Origin of the sequence: Streptomyces sp. NPDC015139, assembly GCF_043079785.1 — a bacterium.
Taxonomy (GTDB): Bacteria; Actinomycetota; Actinomycetes; order Streptomycetales; family Streptomycetaceae; genus Streptomyces; species Streptomyces albidocamelliae.
Map to the genome: position 1 here is coordinate 578058 of NZ_JBIBUW010000001.1, position 19651 is coordinate 597708.

The window sequence follows — 19651 nt, forward strand, 5'->3', positions numbered from 1 at the left end:
ACGCTGACGGTTTCTTGTTGCAATCTTGACGCGTACCGCTCTCACCTGGGGCGGAGCGTGCTCACCTGGTGCACCTCACCTGTCGTACGCGGACGTCACGTAGACCGTCCTGGGCGGCAGGTGCTCCACCACCATCACCACCGTGCCCGGCTCGAGGCGGGCCGTGCCGTCGGCCGGGTGGGCGAGGAAGTGCTCGGCGCCGCCACGCACCCGCACGATCACCTCGCCGACCAGCCCGGGCCCGACCGTCCCCGTCACCCGTCCCATCAGCCCGATCAACGACGCGTCGTCCATGGGCCCAGAGTAAGGGCGGAACGCGCTCACGCCGCCGGAGTGCCGGCCTCCGTCCGCTGCGGCGGCCACATCTCGTGCCAGCGCAGTTCGGCCTCCAACTGTGCGGCGACGGAGACCAGCAGGGGTTCGCTGTGGGCGGGGCCGAGCAACTGGGCGCCCACCGGCAGGCCGTCGCCGACGAAACCGGCGGGGACGTTGACGCCGGGCCAGCCCAGCACGTTCCACGGCCAGGCGTAGGGGCAGGCGGCGATCATGGCGCGGTCGGTGGCGAACCCGCGCAGCTTGTGCAGGGCGCCGATCGCGGGCGGGGGAGCGGCCGTCGTCGGGGCGAGGACCACGTCGTACGACCCGAAGAAGGCGCCGATCCGCCGGTGCAGGACCGCCTCGGCGCGCCGGGCCGCCCGCAGCGGGGCCCCGCCGAGCAGCCGGCCGAACCGGGCCGCGCCCCGGGTGCGCGGGTCCAGCAGCGCCGGGTCGGGCGTCTCGCGGACCCAGTCGGCGATGCCGGCGGTGGCACGCGGCAGGAAGGTCAGCCCGATCTGGCCGTAGGGCGGGTCCGCCTCCTCGACGGCGTGCCCCAACTCCTGCAGCCGCGCGGCGAGTTCCATGACCCGGGCGCGTACCTCCGGCTGGAGGCGGGCCGGTACGGCGGTGAACGGCGGTTTCAGGGACAGGGCGATGCGCAGCCGGCCGGGGTCGCGGCCGACCGCGTCGGACACGGTGAGCGCGGGCGGCCGGTGCGGGTCCCGGTCGTGGTTGCCGCTCGCCGCGTCCAGCAGCAGGGCCGCGTCGGCGACCGTACGGGCGAGGGTGCCGTTGACGGTGATGCCGTGGAAGGACTCGCCGCGCGGCCAGGTCGAGATGCGGCCGCGCTGCGGCTTGATGCCGATGAGATGGGTCCAGGAGGCGGGGATGCGCACCGAGCCGGCGCCGTCGGAGCCGAGCGCGGCCGGTACGAGCCCGGCGGCCACGGCGGCGGCCGAACCGCCCGACGACCCGCCCGGGGTGTGCCCGGTGTGCCAGGGGTTGCGGGTGTCGCCGAACGCCGGGCCCTCGGTGAACGGCCACTGGCCCAGCTCGCAGGTGTTCGTCTTGCCGACGATCACGGCACCGGCCGCGCGCAGCCGCCGTACCGCCTCGCCGTCCGCGGCCACGCGCGGGAAGTCGCCCGCGCAGCCGAACGCGGTCGGCTCGCCCGCCACGTCCATGTCGTCCTTGACCGCCACCGGCACCCCGAGCAGCGGGCGCCGGTCTCCGGCCGCCAACTGCCGGTCGGCGGCGTCGGCTTCGGCGAGCGCGGCCTCCGCACGCACGATCCGGAAGGCGTTCAGGGTGGGCTGGGTGGCCTCGATCCGGGCGAGTGTCCGCTCGACCAGTTCGCGGGAGGTCACCTCCCCGTCGGCGAGGGCGTCTCGGGTCTCCGCGAGGCCTGCGGCACGGTCGGGCGTCATGGGGGGTGCACCTCCGGGAGGCTCCGGGCACGATGTCTACCGAACGGTAACGTCAGTTGACCCGCAGGCACACGCTTTTCGCACGGGTGTCTTCGGCGACGCAGCCCGACGAACGTCGAGCCACCGGCCGCGCCGGGCCCCCGGACGCGGTCCGCGTGGGCTGCCCGGATGGCCGGTCGCGGCCGTGGGTCAGCGTGTCAGCAGTCTGCGCAGCCAGTCCACGCGTGCCGTGCGGGCCGCGCGGGACAGGGCCGCTTCCGGGACGAGGGAGTCGAAGCCGTGGAAGCCGCCCGGCCAGACGTGGAGTTCGGCCGCGCCGCCGGCCTGCCAGAGGGCGGACGCGTAGGCCACCACCTCGTCGCGGAAGGTCTCCGCGGAGCCGACGTCGAGGTAGGCCGGTGGCAGCCCGGACAGGTCCCGGGCGCGGGCGGGCGCGGCGTAGGGGGAGACGTCCGGGCCGCCGCGGCGGTCGCCGAGCAGTGCCGTCCAGGCGGTGTCGTTGGCGGTGCGGTCCCAGACGCCGAGACCGGCCATCTGGTGGCTGGAGACGGTGTCGTTGCGGTCGTCGAGCATCGGGCACATCAGCAGCTGGCCGAGCGGCCGAGGACCGCGCCGGTCCCGGGTGAGCAGGGCGAGCGCCGCGGTGAGGCCGCCGCCGGAGCTGGCGCCCGCGACGACGATCCGGTCCGGGTCGCCGCCGATCTCCTTCGCGTGCTCCGCCGTCCACAGCAGACCGGCGTACACGTCCTCCACCGGCGCGGGGTACGGGTGTTCGGGGGTGAGGCGGTACTCCACCGACACCACGACCGCGCCCAGCTCACGCGCCCAGTCCTGCGGTTCGGCCACGCCGGCCCGGTTGGTGCCCATCATCATGCCGCCGCCGTGCACGTGGTAGATCACCGGCAGCGGGGCCGTGGCCGCGGGGGAGACGGGGCGGCACAGCAGCAGGGAGATGTCCGGGGCGCCCTCGGGTCCGGGCACCGTGCGGTCCTCCACCTCGAAGGCACCGTCCATGGTGAGGTCCAGCAGTCCGAGCAGCTCCGGGCCGGCCGCCCGCCGGGCGTCGTCCAGCTCGTCCAGGGTGAACCCCGGCCCGCTCACACCCTTGATCGGCTCCAGCGCGGCGGCGAGCTCCGGGTCGAACGGCGGCGGGACCAGGGGCATGGCTTCTCCTCGGAGGACTCGTCCGGCCGACGGCGGCCGGCCGGGCGACGCACCGCGACGGTTGTACGCGGCCAACAGACGCGTACCCCGTCCGAGCCGCCACGCCGCGCCCCGGACACGACATCCGGCCCTCCCCCCCGGGGTCCGGCCCACGCGGTGGCGCGCCACGGGACGCGGACGGGGCCGGAGCCCGGAAGGCTCCGGCCCCGCCCGGGGGAACGTGCGGCTCAGGCGGCCGCGACCTCGCCCACGTTGCCGTGCAGACGCGCCACGACCTCGGTCAGCTGCGCGGCGACCTCGGCGTCGTCGACCGGGTGGGTCTCGGCGAAGCGGGTGACCGAGCCGGGGATGGACAGCTTGATGTCCTCGACGACCTTGCCGCCGGCGATGCCCACGGCCTTGCGGGTGTCGTCCTGTGCCCACACGCCGCCGTACTGGCCGAACGCGGTGCCGATGACGGCGACGGGCTTGCCGCCGAAGGCGCCGGCGCCGTAGGGGCGGGACAGCCAGTCGATGGCGTTCTTCAGGACGGCCGGGATGGTGCCGTTGTACTCGGGGGAGAACAGCAGGAAGGCGTCGGAGGCCTGCGCGGCCTGGCGCAGCTTCGCGGCGGCGGCCGGGACGCTGCCCTCGACGTCGATGTCCTCGTTGTAGAAGGGGACGTCCGCCAGGCCCTCGAAGAGCTCGACCTCGGCGCCCTGGGGCGCGAGCTTCACGGCGGCCTCGGCGAGCTGGCGGTTGTGCGAACCGGCGCGAAGGCTGCCGACGAGCGCGAGGATGCGAACAGACATGGGGACTCCAAGGGGCTGAAACAGTGCCGTCACAATCCGGACCGTGGTCCGGTTAATTTTCTACCACCCTAAACGGACCACGGTCCAGTTTTCTTCCCCATGCTTTACGCTGTCGTCATGTCCAGCCCTCTGCCGCCCTGCCCCCAGCCCCAGGAGCCCCTCGACGCGCCCCGGCTGCTGGACGTCGGCCCGGCGGCACCCGAGGAGACGAACCTGCGCGCGGACGCGGCCCGCAACCGCGCCCGGCTGCTGGAGGCCGCCGCCCGGCTCATCGCGGAGCACGGGGTCGCCGGGGTCACCATGGAGGCGGTGGCCGCCGCGGCCCAGGTCGGCAAGGGCACGGTCTTCCGCCGCTTCGGCGACCGCACCGGCCTGCTGACGGCCCTGCTCGACCACTCGGCCGCACGGCTGCAGGCCGACTTCATGAGCGGGCCGCCGCCGCTGGGCCCCGGAGCCGCGCCCCTGGAGCGGCTGCGGGCGTTCGGCGTGGCGGTGCTGTACCGCTCGGCGGAGCAGCTCGACCTCCAGCTGGCCGCCCAGCCCGAGCCGTGCCGCCGTTACTCCCACCCCGCCTCCGGGGCGCTGCGCGGCCACGTCATGATGCTGCTGCGGCAGATCGTGCCGGACGACGACAGCGAACTGCTGGCCCACACCCTGATGGCCTGGCTCGACCCCGCGCTCATCCACCATCTGCACCGGCAGTGCGGGATGCCCATGGAGCGGCTGGAGACCGGCTGGGTCGACCTGGTCGCCCGGGTGACCCGCACCGAACCGCCCCGCTAGGGGCCTTCGTCGGGGTCGGCCCCGACCCGGACGAGATCCGTCCGGTCCGTCAGTCCGTCCGGTCCGTCAGTCGGTCCGGCCCGACTGGTCCGGCCGCGCGGCGAACATGTCGAGCAGCCCCTGCGGCGCGTCGGCCCGGAACAGCAGCTCCGCGCTGCGCGCCGAGTCCGCCGCGGAGGCCTCGGCCCGCGGGAACATCCCGGCCTCGTAGGCGGCCAGCGCGGCCTCGGGGTCCCCGGGGTGCGCGGCCAGCGCCAGGCCGAGATCCGCACCGTCGGCCAGCGCCAGGTTGGCGCCCTCGCCGGCGAACGGCGACATCAGATGGGCGGCGTCGCCGAGCAGCGTGACCCCCGGGACCCGGTCCCAGCGATGCCCGACCGGCAGGGCGAATATCCGTCGCGGCACCAGTGCGCCGTCCGCGTCCCCGACCAGCGCCCGCAGGTTCTCCGACCAGCCGTCGAACTCCTTCAGCACCGCCGACCTCGCCGCCTCGGCGTCCGTGAAGTCGATGCCGTCCAGCCAGTCCTCGGGCGCCACGACGGCCGCGTACACGTGCAGGCTGCCGTCCGTCTCGCGATGGGCGAGGAAGCCGCGGCCCGCGCCGAGCGCGAAGAGCATCCCGCCGCCGACCACCTCCGCGCTCACCGGGTGGCGCGGACAGGCGTCCCGCAGGTCCGCCTCGACGAACGACACGCCCGTGTACGCGGGCCGGGCCGAGGACAGCAGCGGCCGGACGCGCGACCAGGCGCCGTCCGCGCCGACCAGCACGTCCGTGGTGAACGCGGAGCCGTCGGCGAGCGTCACCTCGTGCCGGCCGCCGCCCAGCGGACGCGCCCCGGTCACCTTGGCGCCCCAGCGGACCGTGCCCTCCGGGAGGGAGCCGAGCAGCAGGTCCCGCAGCTCGCCGCGGTCGATCTCGGGGCGTCCGCCGGTGCCGTCGTCGGTCTCCGCCAGCAGGACGGTGCCGTGCCGGTCGAGAACGCGCATGGCCTGGCCGCCGGGATGGACACGGGCCAGGAACCCGTCGTACAGCCCGGCGGCGCGCAGCGCCGGCTGCCCGGAGTCGTCGTGGATGTCCAGCATGCCGCCCTGGGTGCGGTCGGCCGCCGAGGCGTCCAGGTCGAAGACGGCGGCCTCGATGCCGTGCACGTGCAGCACCCGGGCGAGGGTGAGCCCGCCGAGTCCGGCGCCGACGACGGCCACGGGGTGGTGCGGGAGGGGCGGGGTGGTGGTCATGGTGGCCTCCTGGCCGGTCGGTCGGGTGCGGCGGTCCGCCGGAGGCGGTGCTCGCCGGGGTACGGCGGTCCGCTCGATGCCGTGGTCAGTCGGGTACGGCGGTCCGTTCGATGCCGTGGATCAGGGTCTGGAAGGCCCAGGAGAGGCGGGCCTCGGGGGTGCCGGACATCAGCGCGCCGGCGGAGGCGGCGATGTGCGGATGGGTGTCCGCGGGTGCCTCGCGCAGGGCCCGGATCACCGGCTGCCATTCGTCCGGTGACTCCTCGCCGGCGTGCTCCGCGGCGGTCGCCATCGCGTGCTGCAGCAGCAGGTCGACCCCCCAGGCCGCCTGCTCGCGGGGCACGCCGCCCGATCGGAGCAGTTCCAGCAGGGTCTCGATGAGACGCAGGTAGTGCGGCCCGCTGGGGCGGGCGGTCAGGGCCGAGCGGGCGAGGCTCGGGTGTTCCAGGAGCATCGCGGTGCAGCCGGTGAGCACCTTCTCCAGCCGCTCCCGCCAGTCGCCCTCGGCCGGTGCGGGGCCGATCGTGCCGAGGAGTTCGTCCAGCACGGCCGCGTGCAGCTCGTCGGTGTTGCGGACGTAGACGTACAGCGAGGCCGGTCCGGTGTCGAGTTCCTGCGCCAGCCGCCGCATGGTGACCTTGCGCAGACCTTCCGCGCGCAGGATCGCGACGGCGGCGGCGACGATGCCCTCCCTGCTGAGGGCGGGCTTGGCGGGACGTTCGCGGCGGGAACGGGGGGCAGCGGTCATGCCACCAGGCTAACGAACATGTTCGTTGCGAACAAGTTCGTGACGAACGCGTTCGCATGAATGTACGTTCGACCCGATTTCGTCCAACGGTGAACCACGTTCCCCCGGCTGCGCCCCGCCGCCGCGCCTCTGCCAAGATGCGCTCTGTCATGGTGCAGATACCGAACACGCCCACGAGCGCCGACGTGGCCCGCCTGGCCGGCGTCTCGCGCGCGACCGTGTCCTACGTCCTCAACAACACCAGCGCCGTGCGCATCAGCGAGCCGACGCGCCGGCGCGTCCGCGAGGCCGCCCGGGAACTGGGGTACGTCCCGCACGCGGCCGCCCGCAGCCTGCGCGCCGGACACAGCCGTATGGTCCTCATGCCCGCCCCGGCGATCCCGGTGGGCCCGCTCTACAGCGGGTTCCTCAATGAACTGCAGTGGGCGCTGGGCCGGCTCGACTACACCGTCGTGCAGTACGGCAGTGTCGGACTCCAGGGGGACGAAGCGGCCCGCGCCTGGGCCGAGTTGAGGCCGGTCGCCGTTCTCGTTCCGGGTGCCGGGCTGGGCCCGCAGGGCGTCCACGTCCTCAAGCGGTCCGGCGCCCGGGCCGTCGTCACCCTCGGCCCCGACCGGGTCGAGGGCGCGCACGCGCTGCTCATGGACCACGAGGCCGTGGGCCACTGCGCGGGCGCCCACCTGTACGAACGGGGCCGGCGCCGGATCGGTGTCGTCGTACCCGAGGAGCCGGGCCTGGAGGCCTACTCACGGCCCCGGCTCGCGGGCGTGCGCCAGGCCCTGAAGGGCACGGACGCGACGGTGACGGAGCTGCCGCTCGCCTACACCGAGGAGGCGGCCGCCCGGCTGGCCGCCCGACTGGCCGCGCCACGGCGGGAGTCGGGACTCGACGCGCTGTTCGCCTACAACGACGAGTACGCGATGCTGCTGATGCGCGCGCTCCAGGACGAGGGCGTGCGCATTCCGCGGGAGCTCGCCGTGATCGGCGCCGACGACCTGATGCTCGGCCGGCTGCTGCGCCCGCGGCTCAGCACCGTCCACGTCGAACTGCCCTCCGGCCGCGACCTCGCCGAACTGGTCGACCGCGCGGTGCGCGACCCCGGCGGCGAACCGGAGGTGCACCGGGTGCTGGGTGCCTCGGTCGTCCGGCGCGAGTCCAGCTGACCCGGGACCCGCCGGCGGCGGCGCGCCGGCCGACCGGAAAACGGTGACGAACGCCGCGTGCCTACTCGGCGGCGCCGCCCTCCTGCTCGGCGATGCTCTTGCGGACCTCGTCCATGTCGAGCTTGCGGGCCTGCTCGATGACGTCCGCGAGAGCGGCCTCCGGAAGGGCACCCGGCTGGGCGAAGATCGCGACCTTGTCCCGGACGATCATCAGCGTCGGGATCGACTGGATGCCGAACGCCTGGGCCAGCTCCGGCTGGGCCTCGGTGTCCACCTTGCCGAACACCAGGTCCTTGTTCTCCTCGGCGGCCTTGTCGTACACGGGCGCGAACTGGCGGCACGGGCCGCACCAGGACGCCCAGAAGTCGATGAGAACGAAGTCGTTCTCGGTGACCGTCTGGTCGAAGTTCTCCTTGGTCAGCTCCACGGTGCTGCTCATGGCGTGTGTCCCTCTTCCTGGTGTGGGGTGTGCCGACGGCGGAAACACGGCCGCCGGGCCGCCTATTCCACACGTGCATGCCTGTGTTCCGCGCGCGTACCCATGTGGCCTCGGCGCACACCACCCACCAGACTGGCCCCATGACGGAAACGGAATCCATCGCGTACGACGTCGTGGTGATCGGGGGCGGACCCGTGGGGGAGAACGTCGCCGACCGCACCCGGGCGGCCGGTCTCACCACCGCGCTCGTGGAGAGCGAACTGGTCGGCGGCGAGTGCTCGTACTGGGCCTGCATGCCCAGCAAGGCCCTGCTCAGGCCGGTCATCGCCCAGTCCGACGCCCGCCGGCTGCCCGGCCTGGCCGAGGATGTCCAGGGGCCTCTGCGCACGCCGGCCGTGCTCGCCCGCCGCGACGCGTTCACCTCCCACTGGAAGGACGACGGCCAGGTCGCCTGGCTCGACGGCACCGGCACCGACCTCTACCGCGGCCAGGGCCGGCTCGCCGGACCCCGCACGGTCACCGTGACCGCCCCCGACGGCACGGTCACCACCCTCACCGCCCGGCACGCCGTCGCCGTCTCCACCGGCACCCGCGCCCAACTGCCCGACCTGCCCGGACTCGCCGACGTGAAGCCCTGGACCAGCCGTGAGGCGACCAGCGCCAAGGCCGCACCCGGGCGGCTGATCGTCGTCGGCGGCGGTGTCGTCGCCACCGAGATGGCCACCGCCTGGCAGGCCCTCGGCTCGCGGGTGACGCTGCTGGTACGCGGCAAGGGCCTGTTGAACCGGATGGAGCCGTTCGCCGGGGAACTGGTCGCCGAGGCCCTCACCGAGGCGGGCGTCGACGTCCGCACCGGGACCTCCGTGGAGTCCGTCAGCCGCGCGAACGGCACGGTCGTGGCCGTGACCGGCACCGGCGACCGCATCGACGCCGACGAGATCCTCTTCGCCACCGGCCGCGCCCCGCACACCGACGACCTCGGTCTGGAGAGCGTCGGCCTGGAGCCGGGCTCCTGGCTGGAGACCGACGACAGCCTGCTCGTCACCGGCACCGACTGGCTGTACGCGGTCGGCGACGTCAACCACCGCGCCCTGCTGACCCATCAGGGCAAGTACCAGGCCCGCATCGCGGGAGCCGCGATCGCCGCCCGTGCCGCCGGCGGTCCCCTGCTGGACGAGCCGTGGGGCGCGCACGCGGCCACGGCCGACCACGGCGCCGTACCCCAGGTCGTCTTCACCGACCCCGAGGCCGCAGCGGTCGGTCTCTCCCTCGCCGAGGCGGAACAGGCCGGCCACCGCGTCCGCGCCGTGGACGTGGAGTTCTCCTCCGTGGCCGGTGCGGGCCTGTACGGCGACGGCTACAAGGGCCGCGCCCGCATGGTCGTCGACCTGGAGGACGAGATCCTGCGCGGTGTCACCTTCGTCGGCCCCGGCGTCGGCGAACTCATCCACTCGGCCACCGTCGCCGTCGTGGGCCAGGTCCCGGTCGGCCGCCTGTGGCACGCGGTCGCCTCGTACCCGACGCTCAGTGAGGTCTGGCTGCGGCTGCTGGAGGCGTACCGCGACAGCTGACCGCTCGTCAGGGCAGCTCGAAGCCCAGGGCCGCGGCCGCCGTCCGCGGGGTCGGCTGTGACCACAGGGCCGTCACCGCCGCGTTCGTGGACAGGGAGCGCGGCTCGGCCCGGTCCAGGTAGAGGGTGCCGTCGAGGTGGTCCGTCTCGTGCTGGACGATGCGTGCCGGCCAGCCGCCGAACGCCTCGTCCAGCGCGTGGCCCCGCTCGTCCTCGGCGCGCAGCCGCACCTCGGCGTGCCGGGCGACCACTGCCTGCCAGCCCGGCACGCTCAGGCAGCCCTCGAAGAACGCGGCGCGGGCGATGCCCACGGGCTCGTACACCGGGTTGACCAGCACCCGGAAGGGCTGCGGGACCCGTCCGCGGGCCACCGCGATCTCCTCGGGCACCGGTGCCGGGTCCTCGATGACCGCGATCCGCAGCTCCACACCGACCTGCGGCGCGGCGAGGCCCACACCGGGAGCGGCGTGCATGGTCTCGCGCAGCGCCTCGACGAAGCGGGCCAGCAGGGCCGGGCCGAGCTGGCCCTCGTACGGCTCGGTGCCGCGCCGCAGCACCGGCTGTCCGGCCGCGACGATGGGCAGGGGGCCGCCGGCGGCGAGGAGTTCCTCGACGCGCTCGGCGAGCGGTGCGTGTTCGGGGGGAGGTGCCATCGCGTCAGGATGCCATGCCCGCACCGCCGTCTGTGTCATACGTCACCAACACCCCGGGGAACTCCGCCCCTTCGCGCTCCGACTACTGGACCGCCACCGCTTGAGCACCGAGCCCCCGGAGAACCCCCGATGACCACCGCTCCTCCGAGCGCCCCGGCGGAGGCGGCCCGCCCGGCCGCCCGCGGCCGCTGGGCGCCCCTGCGGCCCCTCGTCCTGCGCCTGCACTTCTACGCCGGCGTGCTGGTCGCCCCCTTCCTGCTGCTCGCCGCCGTCACCGGCCTGCTCTACGCGGGCTCCTTCCAGGCCGAGAAGCTCCTGTACGGCCACGAGATGACCGTCGCCGTCGGGGAGCGCGAACTGCCCGTCTCCGCCCAGGTGGCCGCCGCCCGCGAGGACCACCCCGAGGGCACCGTCTCCGCCGTGCGCCCGTCCGCCGAACCCGGCGCCACCACCCGCGTGCTGCTCTCCGGCGTCGAGGGCGTCGACCCCGACCACACCCTCGCCGTGTTCGTCGACCCGTACACCGGCGAGGTGCGCGGCGCGCTCGAACAGTACGGCTCGACCGGCGCGCTGCCCCTGCGCACCTGGATCGACCAGCTGCACGCCAACCTGCACCTGGGCGAGACCGGCCGGCTCTACAGCGAACTGGCCGCCAGCTGGCTGTGGGTGATCACGGCCGGCGGACTGGTGCTCTGGTTCTCCCGGCGGCGCGCCCTGCGCACGGTGCGCGGCACCGGCGGGCGCCGGCGCACCCTCGGTCTGCACGGCAGCGTCGGCGTCTGGACCGCCGCCGGGTTCCTGTTCCTGTCCGCGACCGGCCTGACCTGGTCCACCTACGCGGGCGCCAACATCGACGAATTGCGCACCTCCCTGCGCCAGGCCACGCCGTCCCTCTCGGCCACGGCCGGCGGCGGCGAGCACTCGGGCCACGGCACGGGGGCGGGCACCACCGGCGGCGCCGGGCACGGCGTGGGCCTGGACCAGGTGCTCGCGGCGGCCCGCGCCAAGGGCCTCGACGACCCCGTGGAGATCGTGCCGCCCGCCGACGCGGACAGCGCCTACGTCGTCCGGCAGATCCAGCGGAGCTGGCCGACCCGGCAGGACGCGGTCGCCGTCGACCCCGCCACCGGCCGGGTCACCGACGAACTGCGGTTCGCCGACCACCCCGTCCTCGCCAAGCTCACCCGGTGGGGCATCGACCTGCACACCGGCGTGCTCTTCGGGATCGTCAACCAGATCGCCCTCGCCCTGCTCGCCGTCGCCCTGATCCTGCTCATCGTGTGGGGCTACCGCATGTGGTGGCAGCGCGGCCGGGGCTCCGCCTTCGGCCGGCCCGTGCCGCGCGGCGCCTGGGCCGAGGTGCCGCCGTACATCCTCGTCCCGGCGCTCGCCGCCGTCGCCGTGCTGGGCTGGTTCGTGCCGCTGCTCGGCATACCGCTGGCCGTCTTCCTCGCCGTGGACGTCGCCCTCGGCGAGATCGCGTACCGGCGCCGCGGCCGCGAAGGTGTCGGCGGCGTGAAGTAGCGTGGACGCCACGCCCGCGCGCGGATGTCGGGCGGGCCGCGGGGGCGCGCTCCGGACGCCGGAGGGCGAACCGGGCCGTGGGAAAGGGGAGACGGGGAGATGACGCGGGAAGGCGGCCGGGCCCGGCGCGGCCAGGGGGAACTGGAGGGCCAGGTCCTCGGCGCGCTGCGCGAGGCCGACGGACCGGTCACCGCCGCCTGGGTACGCCGGCGGCTGGGCGGCGACCTCGCCCACACCACCGTCGTCACGATTCTCACCCGGCTGCTCGCCAAGGACGTCGTCTCCCGCGAACGGCAGGGCCGTTCCTTCGTGTGGACGCCGACCGCCGACGTGGCCCGGCTCGCCGCCCTGCGCATGCGCCGGCTGCTGGACGGCGAACGGGACCGCGAGGCCGTCCTGGCCAGCTTCGTCACCACCCTCCCGCCCGGCGACGAACAAGTGCTCCGGGCACTGCTCGACCTCCCGGGCGCGGACGCCGGCGGTACGGGAGACTGACCGGCCATGGGAGTCTTCGTCTTCCTGCCACTGGTCCTGCCGCTGTCCGCCTGGCCGGTCGCCCGGCTCGCCGAGACGCGGCTGCACCCGCGCACCGCGACCCGGCTGCTGACGGCCGTCGCCGTCGTCATGGCCGTGTGCAGCACCCTGTGCCTGGCCCTGCTCATGGTGGTCGGCACCGCCCAACTTCCCGGCAACCCCCTCCCGGACGGCTGGTCCGACCCCCAGGTGCGGGCCGCCGTCCCCTACGACGAGGTGGCCGGCCGTGCCGCCATCCCCGCGCTCGGCATGGTCGCCGCGGCCTGCGCCCGCACCCTGTGGCGGCACCGCCGGGTCACCCGCGGTGCCCGGCGGGCCCTGGCCGCACTGCCGGGCCGCACCGTGGCGGTGCTGCCCGACGGCACGCCGTACGCCTACGCCCTCCCCGGGCGCCGGGGCCGGATCGTCGTCACCACCGCCCTGCTGGCCGGGCTGGCCCCCGCCGAGCGGCGCGCCCTGTTCGCCCATGAGCGCGCCCACCTGGCCGGCCGCCACCAGCGGCACCTGCTCGCCGCACACCTGGCCGCCCGCGCCACCCCCTTCCTGCGCCCGCTGCGCACCGCCGTCCTCTACACGGCCGAGCGGTGGGCCGACGAGGAGGCGGCCCGCGCGGTCGGCGACCGGCGGACGGTCGCCCGCGCCATCGGTCGGGCGGCGCTGCTGTCCGCCGGCACCCCCGTGCCCACCCTCCCCGCGCTGGCCGCGACCGGTCCCGTACCGCGCCGGGTGGCGGCCCTGCTGGCCCCGGCACCCGCGGCGCGCAGCTGGCCGTCGGCCTTCACCCCGGTCGGCCTCGCCGCCTGGGGCGCCGCCGCGGGGGCGCTGGCGTCCGCGATGTCGTCGGCGAACTCGGCCGTCGCCCTCTTCCGGATCCTGCACGCGGCGACCCCCCTCTGACCCACGGGCGGACATGCCGAGGGCCCGGCCCCCGTCGGGAACCGGACCCTGGACGTACGACCCGCCCGACGGCGGTCGCGCGGCGACTCACTCCTGCGGGAAGTCACCCGCGAGCGCCGAGGCGACCCGCAGGTGCCGCTCCGCCTCCTCGTGCCGCGACTGCCGCTGGAGCGTGCGGCCGAGCATCAGCCGCGCGTAGTGCTCCACCGGGTCACGCTCGACGATGATCCGCAACTCGGTCTCGGCGCGGCGCAGTTGGGCCGAGTGGTAGTAGGCGCGGGCCAGCAGCAGCCGCGGCCCCGTCTGCTCCGGCACCTCCTCGACCAGACCGGCCAGCACCCGCGCCGCGCCCGCGTAGTCCTTCGCGTCGAAGAACTGCCGCGCGCGCTCCCAGCGCTCCGCCGGCGTCCCGTGGTCGTAGTACGTGGTCTGCACTTGCGTCTCCACTCGTGACCTCCTTCGAGCGCCACAACGGAGAGGGGTTGTTCAATATTCCACTACTTCCGCAGGGTGGCCAGTTCCGCGTCGGCCCGTTCGGTCACCAGGGCGAGCACCCGTCCGGCGGTCGACCGGTCCTCCTCGGAGATGCCCGCGTACAGCCGGTCGGCGATCGCCGTGGTCCCGGCCGCGGCCGTGGCGTACAGCTCCCGCCCGGCGTCCGTCATGCGCACGCCCGACGGCTCCTCGAACGTCAGCAGGCCGGCGGACGTCAGGTCGCCGATCGCGCGCCGCACCTCCGCGCCGTCGGCCTTCACCGTGCCGGCGACGCCGTCGATCAGGGCCGTTTCCCCGACCGGTCCGTCCGCGACAAAGGCGAGCCGGAGGGTGACGAACTGGAGGAAGGTGACGCCGTGCGGGGCGAGGGCGTGCTCCAGGACGGCGCGCGAGGCGTAGTGGGCGAGGCCGATGGTGCGGCCGTCGGCGCGGGGTGCGGTGATGGTCATGACTGCTCCGTCTCGTGATCGGTGGTGCCGAACGGGTCGAGCGGTGTGTCGAGCAGGGTCGTCAGGTCGCGGCTGAACTGCCGGGCACGCGGGCTGTCCGGGCCGCCGAGCGGCGCCAGCAGCTGCCCCAGCAGCCCCTGGACGACGTCGATCGCCTTCCCGGTGACCTCCCGGCCCTGCCCCGTGAGCGCGAGCTGGACGGCGCGCGGGTCGGCGGGGTCCTTGGCCCGGGTGAGGAGCCCGGCCGACTCCAGGCCACGGGCCAGCTTGGAGACGTACAGGGCCTCCAGTCCGGTGTGATCGGCGAGCCGGCGCTGACTGGGCCGCACGCCGGTGCGCTGCATGCCGTACAGCGAGGCCACCAGTGCGTACTGCGCGTGCGTCAGCCCCAGCGGGGCCACCGCGCGGTCCACGGCGACCCGCCACTTCGTCGACAGCCGCCACACCAGGAAGCCCGGCGTCGCCCCTTCGGTTTCCATGCTCATGCTGAATACCATACATGGCTACTGTGTACATGGCTACTATTTTCCGGACCGTCGGCACCCGCGGCCGGATCGCCGCGGGCCGGCGGCCGTATGAGTCCCGTCAAGGCCGGCAGTGGCGCCGTAAGGGAGCCGTCAACGGCCACCGGATCCGGCCATGGAGGCGGTTTCCTCGAACCGTCCGATCCAACGAACCTCACTCCAGGAGCTCGCGATGGCCGATCTGGCCTTCGTCGTCACCGTGCTCGCGTCCTTCGCGCTGGTGGCCCTCGTCGCCAAGGGGGTGACCAAGCTGTGACCGCCGAGAACGTCGTCGGCCTCGTCGTGGCCGTCGCCCTGCTGGGATACCTCGTCCTCGCCCTGATCTTCCCGGAGAGGTTCTGAGCCACCCCATGAGCCCCGAAACCGCGGGCGTGCTCCAACTGCTCGCTCTCATAGGCGTGCTGGCGCTCGTCCACATCCCCTTCGGCAACCACATGGCCCGGGTCTACTCCTCCGCGAAGCATCTGCGGGCGGAGCGGTGGATCTACCGGGGCATCGGTGCCGATCCCGACACCGAGATGACCTGGCCCGCGTATCTGCGCGCGGTCCTCGCCTTCTCGGCCGTCGGCGTCCTGTTCCTCTACCTGCTCCAGCGGCTCCAGGGCGTGCTGCCCGGCTCGACGGGCTTCTCCTCGGTGAACCCGGCGCAGTCGTTCAACACGGCCGTGTCGTTCGTGACCAACACCAACTGGCAGTCGTACTACGGCGAGCAGACCATGGGGCACGTCGTGCAGACCGCCGGTCTGGCCGTGCAGAACTTCGTCTCCGCCGCCGTCGGCATGGCGGTCGCCGTGGCGCTCGTCCGGGGGTTCGCCCGGTCGCGCACCGGTGAACTCGGCAACTTCTGGGCCGACCTGGTGCGCGGCACCCTGCGGATCCTGGTGCCGGTCGCCGCCGTCGCCGCGGTGGTCCTCGTGGCCTGCGGGGCGATCCAGAACTTCTCCGGCATCCACGAGGTCGGGCAGTTCATGGGCGGCTCGCAGCAGTGGAACGGCGGCGCGGTCGCCTCCCAGGAGGCCATCAAGGAGCTGGGCACCAACGGCGGCGGCTACTTCAACGCCAACTCCGCCCATCCCTTCGAGAACCCCACCGCCTTCACCAACCTGTTCGAGGTCTTCCTGATCCTGGTGATCCCGTTCTCCCTGACCCGCACCTTCGGTGTGCTGGTCGGATCGGCGAAGCAGGGCTACGCGATCCTCGCCACCATGGGCGCGATCTGGCTCGGGTTCACCGCCCTGATGATGTGGACCGAGTTCGCCCACCACGGCCCGGCGCTGCAGGCCGCGGGCGGGGCGATGGAGGGCAAGGAGGTCCGCTTCGGCGTCGGCGGGTCGTCGATCTTCGCGGTGGCCACCACGCTCACCTCGACCGGTGCGGTGGACTCCTTCCACTCCTCCTTCACCGGGCTCGGCGGCGGCATCACGATGCTGGGCATGATGCTGGGCGAGATCGCGCCCGGTGGCACCGGCTCCGGCCTCTACGGCATCCTGATCATGGCGGTCATCGCGGTGTTCATCGCCGGCCTCATGGTCGGCCGCACGCCCGAGTACCTGGGCAAGAAGATCGGCGCGCGGGAGATGAAGCTGGCCGCGGCGTACATCCTGGTCACCCCCGCCCTGGTGCTCGTGTCCACGGCCGCCTCGATGGCGCTGCCGACCCCGCCGCACTCGATGCTCAACTCCGGCGCGCACGGGTTCTCCGAGGTGCTGTACGCCTTCACCTCCGCGGCCAACAACAACGGTTCGGCCTTCGCCGGACTGAACGTCAACACCGACTGGTTCAACACCGTGACCGGGCTCGCGATGCTCCTCGGCCGCTTCCTGCCGATGGTGTTCGTCCTGGCCCTGGCCGGCTCGCTCGCCGGGCAGCGGCCGGTGCCGGTCACCGCGGGCACCCTGCGCACCGAGAAGCCCCTGTTCACCGGCCTGCTGGTCGGCGCGATCCTCATCATCACCGGTCTCACGTACTTCCCGGCCCTCGCCCTGGGCCCGCTCGCCGAAGGACTGGCGTGATGACCACCGACACCGAGAAGCACGAGGACTCCATGTCCACTTCCACCCTCGCACCCCACCGGGACGCACCGACCGGACACGATCGGGCCGAAGGCCGTGTCGGAGCGGGTCTCTTCGACGCCCGGCAGCTGCTCACGTCGGTGCCGGAGGCGCTCCGCAAGCTCGACCCCCGGGTGATGGTCAAGTCGCCCGTGATGTTCGTGGTGTGGATCGGCTCGGTCCTGACCACGGTGTTCTCCGTCAGGGACCCGGGGGACTGGTTCGGCTGGACCATCAGCGCCTGGCTGTGGCTGACGGTGGTCTTCGCCAACCTGGCGGAGGCGGTCGCCGAGGGCCGCGGCAAGGCCCAGGCCGACACCCTGCGCAGGGCCAAGACCGACGCCGTCGCGCGCCGGCTGCCGGCCGACGGATCCGAGGAGCGGGTGCCGGGCACCGCACTGCGGATCGGCGACCTGGTGGTCTGCGAGGCCGGTGACGTCATCCCCGGTGACGGCGACGTCATCGAGGGCGTCGCCTCGGTGGACGAGTCGGCGATCACCGGCGAGTCCGCTCCCGTGATCCGCGAGTCCGGCGGCGACCGTTCCGCGGTGACCGGCGGCACGAAGGTCCTCTCCGACCGGATCGTCATCCGGATCACGACGAAGCCGGGCGAGACCTTCATCGACCGGATGATCGGTCTCGTCGAGGGCGCGGCCCGGCAGAAGACGCCCAACGAGGTCGCGCTGAACATCCTGCTCGCCTCGCTGACCATCGTCTTCCTGCTGGCCTGCGCCACACTGCCGCCGTTCGCCGACTACGCCGGCACCCACCTGACCCTGGTCGTGCTGGTGGCCCTGCTGGTCTGTCTGATCCCGACCACGATCGGCGCGCTGCTCTCCGCGATCGGCATCGCGGGCATGGACCGCCTCGTCCAGCGCAACGTCCTCGCGATGTCGGGCCGTGCGGTGGAGGCCGCCGGTGACGTCTCCACGCTGCTGCTGGACAAGACCGGCACCATCACCCTCGGCAACCGGCGGGCCGCCGAGTTCGTGCCGGTGAGCGGCACCACCGAGGCGGAGGTCGCCGACGCGGCCCAGCTGTCCTCCCTCGCGGACGAGACGCCCGAGGGCCGTTCCGTCGTGGTCCTGGCCAAGGAGCGGTACGGGCTGCGCGAGCGCCACCAGGGCGAGCTGGCGCACGCCGAGTGGATCGGGTTCACCGCCCAGACCCGGATGTCGGGCGTGGACGTCGACGGCCGCCGGATCCGCAAGGGTGCCACCGCCTCGGTCGCCGCCTGGGTCGAGGAACGGGGCGGCACGGTCGCCGGAGACGCCCACGGCATCGCCGCCCGTGTCTCCGAGGCGGGCGGCACCCCGCTCCTGGTCGCCGTCCACGACGGCGAGGGCGCCCGCGTTCTCGGGGTGATCCACCTGAAGGACGTCGTCAAGGACGGCATGCGGGAGCGGTTCGACGAACTGCGCCGCATGGGCATCAGGACGGTCATGATCACGGGTGACAACCCGCTGACCGCCAAGGCGATCGCCGCCGAGGCGGGCGTCGACGACTTCCTCGCCGAGGCCACCCCCGAGGACAAGATGGCCCTCATCAAGCGGGAACAGGCCGGCGGCAAGCTGGTCGCGATGACCGGCGACGGCACCAACGACGCGCCCGCCCTCGCCCAGGCGGACGTCGGCGTGGCGATGAACACCGGTACGTCGGCCGCCAAGGAGGCCGGCAACATGGTCGACCTCGACTCCGACCCGACCAAGCTCATCGAGATCGTCGAGATCGGCAAGCAACTCCTCATCACCCGGGGCGCGTTGACGACCTTCTCCATCGCCAACGACGTCGCCAAGTACTTCGCGATCATCCCCGCGCTGTTCGCGGCGGTCTACCCGGGTCTGGACGGGCTGAACATCATGCGGCTGTCCTCACCGGACTCCGCGATCCTGTCGGCCGTCGTCTTCAACGCGCTGATCATCGTCGCGCTGGTGCCGCTCTCCCTGAAGGGCGTGCGGTACAGGCCGGTCAGCGCCGACCGGATGCTGCGGCGCAACCTCGGCGTCTACGGCATCGGCGGCCTGATCGCCCCGTTCATCGGCATCAAGATCATCGACCTGCTTCTCTCCCTCATCCCCGGAATCGGCTGACCGCCATGAACAACTCCGTTACGAACACCGCCCGGTTGCTCGGGGCGGGCCTGCGCGCCCTGCTCGTGCTGACCCTGGTCACCGGCGTCCTCTACCCGCTGGCCGTCACCGGCGTCGCCCAGGGCCTGTTCCACGAGAAGGCGAACGGCTCCGAGATCGAGTCTGACGGCAGGGTCGTCGGCTCCTCCCTCATCGGGCAGCAGTACACCCTGCCTCTGAAGAAGGGCCAGGACACGCCCGACCCGGACCTGAAGTGGTTCCAGGGCCGCCCGGCCGGTGGACTCGGCGGCAACAGCGTGAACACGCGGTACAAGCTGATCCTGTCCGGCGCGACGAACCTGGCCGCCGACAGCGGTGCCGTGAACGGCGAGTGCCCGGCCGAGCCCGGCGACGGCACGCTCTGCGCCCAGGTGCTCGCCGCGAAGGCCGCCGTGGTGAAGGACAACTCGGTACCCGGGTACACCGTGAAGCCGTCGGACGTTCCCGCCGACGCCGTCACCTCCTCCGGCTCCGGCCTGGACCCGGCCATCTCCCCGCAGTACGCCGCACTCCAGGTCCACCGGGTCGCCGTGAGGAACGGCCTGTCCGTCGCGCGGGTCGGGAAACTGGTCGAGGAGCACACGCGGCACCGCGCTCTCGGCTTCGTCGGTGAGCCCCGGGTGAACGTCCTGGAGCTCAACATCGCGCTCAAGGAGCTCGTGGCGAACCGGTGACGGTGCGAGGCGACTGGTGCGGGAGCCGGTGGTTTGGGAGGCTTCCCGGACCACCGGCTCCCGCCGCCGTGCAGCCGGCCGT

The 19651-nt window shown here is 73.6% G+C and carries 22 protein-coding genes; 11 read left to right on the top strand and 11 right to left on the bottom strand.

The genetic code is table 11. The annotated features are described in order from the left end of the window. Window positions 1-75 precede the first annotated feature (75 nt). The 4 genes from ACF08B_RS02535 to ACF08B_RS02550 form a co-directional block, all read right to left on the bottom strand. Entirely contained in the window at window positions 76-294 is a 219-nt protein-coding gene (locus ACF08B_RS02535) for a hypothetical protein (protein WP_392315675.1), read from the bottom strand. 26 nt (window positions 295-320) lie between these two features. After that, complete coding sequence (locus tag ACF08B_RS02540; protein ID WP_392315676.1) at window positions 321-1745, bottom strand: amidase; 1425 nt, start codon at window positions 1743-1745, stop codon at window positions 321-323. 189 nt (window positions 1746-1934) lie between these two features. After that, entirely contained in the window at window positions 1935-2909 is a 975-nt protein-coding gene (locus ACF08B_RS02545) for an alpha/beta hydrolase (RefSeq protein ID WP_392315677.1), read from the bottom strand. Window positions 2910-3136: 227 nt separating this feature from the next. Further along, window positions 3137-3700: an NAD(P)H-dependent oxidoreductase gene (locus ACF08B_RS02550; protein WP_392315678.1), complete on the bottom strand. Its 564-nt coding sequence runs from the start codon at window positions 3698-3700 to the stop codon at window positions 3137-3139. A gap of 99 nt (window positions 3701-3799) precedes the next feature. On the opposite strand from ACF08B_RS02550, the gene ACF08B_RS02555 reads away from it, so the two are divergent. Continuing rightward, window positions 3800-4483 (top strand): TetR/AcrR family transcriptional regulator, encoded by a 684-nt coding sequence (locus ACF08B_RS02555; protein ID WP_392315679.1) that lies wholly within the window; start codon window positions 3800-3802, stop codon window positions 4481-4483. A 66-nt stretch (window positions 4484-4549) separates the two neighbouring features. Here ACF08B_RS02555 and ACF08B_RS02560 read toward each other — a convergent pair whose 3' ends face one another. Both ACF08B_RS02560 and ACF08B_RS02565 read right to left on the bottom strand, forming a co-directional pair. Then, window positions 4550-5719 (bottom strand): FAD-dependent oxidoreductase, encoded by a 1170-nt coding sequence (locus tag ACF08B_RS02560; RefSeq protein WP_392315680.1) that lies wholly within the window; start codon window positions 5717-5719, stop codon window positions 4550-4552. Between the two features lie 85 nt (window positions 5720-5804). Continuing rightward, window positions 5805-6467, bottom strand: coding sequence for a TetR/AcrR family transcriptional regulator (locus tag ACF08B_RS02565; RefSeq protein ID WP_392315681.1), 663 nt, complete (start codon window positions 6465-6467; stop codon window positions 5805-5807). 137 nt (window positions 6468-6604) lie between these two features. Between ACF08B_RS02565 and ACF08B_RS02570 the strand changes: the two genes are divergently transcribed. After that, window positions 6605-7630 carry a LacI family DNA-binding transcriptional regulator gene (locus ACF08B_RS02570; protein ID WP_392315682.1) on the top strand — a complete coding sequence of 342 codons (1026 nt, stop codon included), beginning with the start codon at window positions 6605-6607 and terminating at the stop codon, window positions 7628-7630. 61 nt (window positions 7631-7691) lie between these two features. Here ACF08B_RS02570 and trxA read toward each other — a convergent pair whose 3' ends face one another. Then, window positions 7692-8069 (bottom strand): thioredoxin, encoded by a 378-nt coding sequence (gene trxA, locus ACF08B_RS02575; protein WP_093472731.1) that lies wholly within the window; start codon window positions 8067-8069, stop codon window positions 7692-7694. A 140-nt stretch (window positions 8070-8209) separates the two neighbouring features. Between trxA and ACF08B_RS02580 the strand changes: the two genes are divergently transcribed. Next, entirely contained in the window at window positions 8210-9640 is a 1431-nt protein-coding gene (locus ACF08B_RS02580; protein ID WP_392315683.1) for a dihydrolipoyl dehydrogenase family protein, read from the top strand. Window positions 9641-9647: 7 nt separating this feature from the next. Here the strand turns inward: ACF08B_RS02580 and ACF08B_RS02585 are convergent, their stop codons facing one another. Beyond that, window positions 9648-10292 (bottom strand): peptide deformylase, encoded by a 645-nt coding sequence (locus tag ACF08B_RS02585; protein WP_392315684.1) that lies wholly within the window; start codon window positions 10290-10292, stop codon window positions 9648-9650. A 129-nt stretch (window positions 10293-10421) separates the two neighbouring features. Here ACF08B_RS02585 and ACF08B_RS02590 point away from each other — a divergent pair, with 129 nt between their 5' ends. The 3 genes from ACF08B_RS02590 (at window position 10422) to ACF08B_RS02600 (ending at window position 13247) form a co-directional block, all read left to right on the top strand. Further along, the gene (locus ACF08B_RS02590) at window positions 10422-11816 is read left to right on the top strand and encodes a PepSY-associated TM helix domain-containing protein (RefSeq protein ID WP_392315685.1); all 1395 of its coding nucleotides are present in this window, start codon (window positions 10422-10424) and stop codon (window positions 11814-11816) included. 99 nt (window positions 11817-11915) lie between these two features. Beyond that, window positions 11916-12311: a BlaI/MecI/CopY family transcriptional regulator gene (locus ACF08B_RS02595; RefSeq protein WP_392315686.1), complete on the top strand. Its 396-nt coding sequence runs from the start codon at window positions 11916-11918 to the stop codon at window positions 12309-12311. A 6-nt stretch (window positions 12312-12317) separates the two neighbouring features. After that, entirely contained in the window at window positions 12318-13247 is a 930-nt protein-coding gene (locus tag ACF08B_RS02600; protein WP_392315687.1) for a M56 family metallopeptidase, read from the top strand. Window positions 13248-13334: 87 nt separating this feature from the next. Here ACF08B_RS02600 and ACF08B_RS02605 read toward each other — a convergent pair whose 3' ends face one another. The 3 genes from ACF08B_RS02605 to ACF08B_RS02615 all read right to left on the bottom strand — a co-directional run bounded on the left by ACF08B_RS02605 (window position 13335) and on the right by ACF08B_RS02615 (window position 14676). After that, window positions 13335-13682 (bottom strand): tetratricopeptide repeat protein, encoded by a 348-nt coding sequence (locus tag ACF08B_RS02605; protein ID WP_093699328.1) that lies wholly within the window; start codon window positions 13680-13682, stop codon window positions 13335-13337. Window positions 13683-13744: 62 nt separating this feature from the next. Further along, window positions 13745-14191 (bottom strand): MarR family transcriptional regulator, encoded by a 447-nt coding sequence (locus ACF08B_RS02610; RefSeq protein WP_392315688.1) that lies wholly within the window; start codon window positions 14189-14191, stop codon window positions 13745-13747. Then, window positions 14188-14676 carry a MarR family winged helix-turn-helix transcriptional regulator gene (locus tag ACF08B_RS02615; RefSeq protein ID WP_392315689.1) on the bottom strand — a complete coding sequence of 163 codons (489 nt, stop codon included), beginning with the start codon at window positions 14674-14676 and terminating at the stop codon, window positions 14188-14190. The genes ACF08B_RS02610 and ACF08B_RS02615 overlap by 4 nt, the downstream gene beginning before the upstream one ends. Before the next feature lie 154 nt (window positions 14677-14830). Between ACF08B_RS02615 and ACF08B_RS02620 the strand changes: the two genes are divergently transcribed. Genes ACF08B_RS02620 through ACF08B_RS02640 form a run of 5 tightly spaced genes read left to right on the top strand, consistent with a single transcriptional unit; the run spans window position 14831 to window position 19569 of the window. Beyond that, window positions 14831-14971: a hypothetical protein gene (locus ACF08B_RS02620; protein ID WP_176985482.1), complete on the top strand. Its 141-nt coding sequence runs from the start codon at window positions 14831-14833 to the stop codon at window positions 14969-14971. Then, window positions 14968-15057 carry a K(+)-transporting ATPase subunit F gene (gene kdpF, locus ACF08B_RS02625; RefSeq protein ID WP_009326374.1) on the top strand — a complete coding sequence of 30 codons (90 nt, stop codon included), beginning with the start codon at window positions 14968-14970 and terminating at the stop codon, window positions 15055-15057. The genes ACF08B_RS02620 and kdpF overlap by 4 nt, the downstream gene beginning before the upstream one ends. An 8-nt stretch (window positions 15058-15065) precedes the next feature. Further along, on the top strand, window positions 15066-16727 hold the full coding sequence (kdpA, locus tag ACF08B_RS02630; RefSeq protein ID WP_392315690.1) for a potassium-transporting ATPase subunit KdpA: 1662 nt from the start codon (window positions 15066-15068) through the stop codon (window positions 16725-16727). Next, window positions 16727-18856, top strand: a complete 2130-nt coding sequence (kdpB, locus tag ACF08B_RS02635) for a potassium-transporting ATPase subunit KdpB (RefSeq protein ID WP_392315691.1) — start codon at window positions 16727-16729, stop codon at window positions 18854-18856. Before kdpA ends, kdpB begins: the two co-directional genes overlap by 1 nt. Window positions 18857-18861: 5 nt before the next feature. Next, complete coding sequence (locus ACF08B_RS02640) at window positions 18862-19569, top strand: potassium-transporting ATPase subunit C (RefSeq protein ID WP_392315692.1); 708 nt, start codon at window positions 18862-18864, stop codon at window positions 19567-19569. Window positions 19570-19651: the final 82 nt, after the last annotated feature.

Excerpts from the sequence above, each read along its gene's own strand:
- kdpB (WP_392315691.1), top strand. The coding sequence starts at position 16,727 with ATGACCACCGACACCGAGAAGCACGAGGACTCCATGTCCACTTCCACC.
- ACF08B_RS02600 (WP_392315687.1), top strand. The coding sequence starts at position 12,318 with ATGGGAGTCTTCGTCTTCCTGCCACTGGTCCTGCCGCTGTCCGCCTGG.
- ACF08B_RS02570 (WP_392315682.1), top strand. The coding sequence starts at position 6,605 with ATGCGCTCTGTCATGGTGCAGATACCGAACACGCCCACGAGCGCCGAC.
- kdpA (WP_392315690.1), top strand. The coding sequence starts at position 15,066 with ATGAGCCCCGAAACCGCGGGCGTGCTCCAACTGCTCGCTCTCATAGGC.
- trxA (WP_093472731.1), bottom strand. The coding sequence starts at position 8,069 with ATGAGCAGCACCGTGGAGCTGACCAAGGAGAACTTCGACCAGACGGTC.
- ACF08B_RS02565 (WP_392315681.1), bottom strand. The coding sequence starts at position 6,467 with ATGACCGCTGCCCCCCGTTCCCGCCGCGAACGTCCCGCCAAGCCCGCC.
- ACF08B_RS02540 (WP_392315676.1), bottom strand. The coding sequence starts at position 1,745 with ATGACGCCCGACCGTGCCGCAGGCCTCGCGGAGACCCGAGACGCCCTC.
- ACF08B_RS02610 (WP_392315688.1), bottom strand. The coding sequence starts at position 14,191 with ATGACCATCACCGCACCCCGCGCCGACGGCCGCACCATCGGCCTCGCC.
- ACF08B_RS02640 (WP_392315692.1), top strand. The coding sequence starts at position 18,862 with ATGAACAACTCCGTTACGAACACCGCCCGGTTGCTCGGGGCGGGCCTG.
- ACF08B_RS02585 (WP_392315684.1), bottom strand. The coding sequence starts at position 10,292 with ATGGCACCTCCCCCCGAACACGCACCGCTCGCCGAGCGCGTCGAGGAA.
- ACF08B_RS02545 (WP_392315677.1), bottom strand. The coding sequence starts at position 2,909 with ATGCCCCTGGTCCCGCCGCCGTTCGACCCGGAGCTCGCCGCCGCGCTG.
- ACF08B_RS02550 (WP_392315678.1), bottom strand. The coding sequence starts at position 3,700 with ATGTCTGTTCGCATCCTCGCGCTCGTCGGCAGCCTTCGCGCCGGTTCG.
- ACF08B_RS02580 (WP_392315683.1), top strand. The coding sequence starts at position 8,210 with ATGACGGAAACGGAATCCATCGCGTACGACGTCGTGGTGATCGGGGGC.
- ACF08B_RS02620 (WP_176985482.1), top strand. The coding sequence starts at position 14,831 with ATGGAGGCGGTTTCCTCGAACCGTCCGATCCAACGAACCTCACTCCAG.
- ACF08B_RS02555 (WP_392315679.1), top strand. The coding sequence starts at position 3,800 with ATGCTTTACGCTGTCGTCATGTCCAGCCCTCTGCCGCCCTGCCCCCAG.
- ACF08B_RS02595 (WP_392315686.1), top strand. The coding sequence starts at position 11,916 with ATGACGCGGGAAGGCGGCCGGGCCCGGCGCGGCCAGGGGGAACTGGAG.
- ACF08B_RS02615 (WP_392315689.1), bottom strand. The coding sequence starts at position 14,676 with ATGAGCATGGAAACCGAAGGGGCGACGCCGGGCTTCCTGGTGTGGCGG.
- ACF08B_RS02590 (WP_392315685.1), top strand. The coding sequence starts at position 10,422 with ATGACCACCGCTCCTCCGAGCGCCCCGGCGGAGGCGGCCCGCCCGGCC.
- ACF08B_RS02535 (WP_392315675.1), bottom strand. The coding sequence starts at position 294 with ATGGACGACGCGTCGTTGATCGGGCTGATGGGACGGGTGACGGGGACG.
- ACF08B_RS02560 (WP_392315680.1), bottom strand. The coding sequence starts at position 5,719 with ATGACCACCACCCCGCCCCTCCCGCACCACCCCGTGGCCGTCGTCGGC.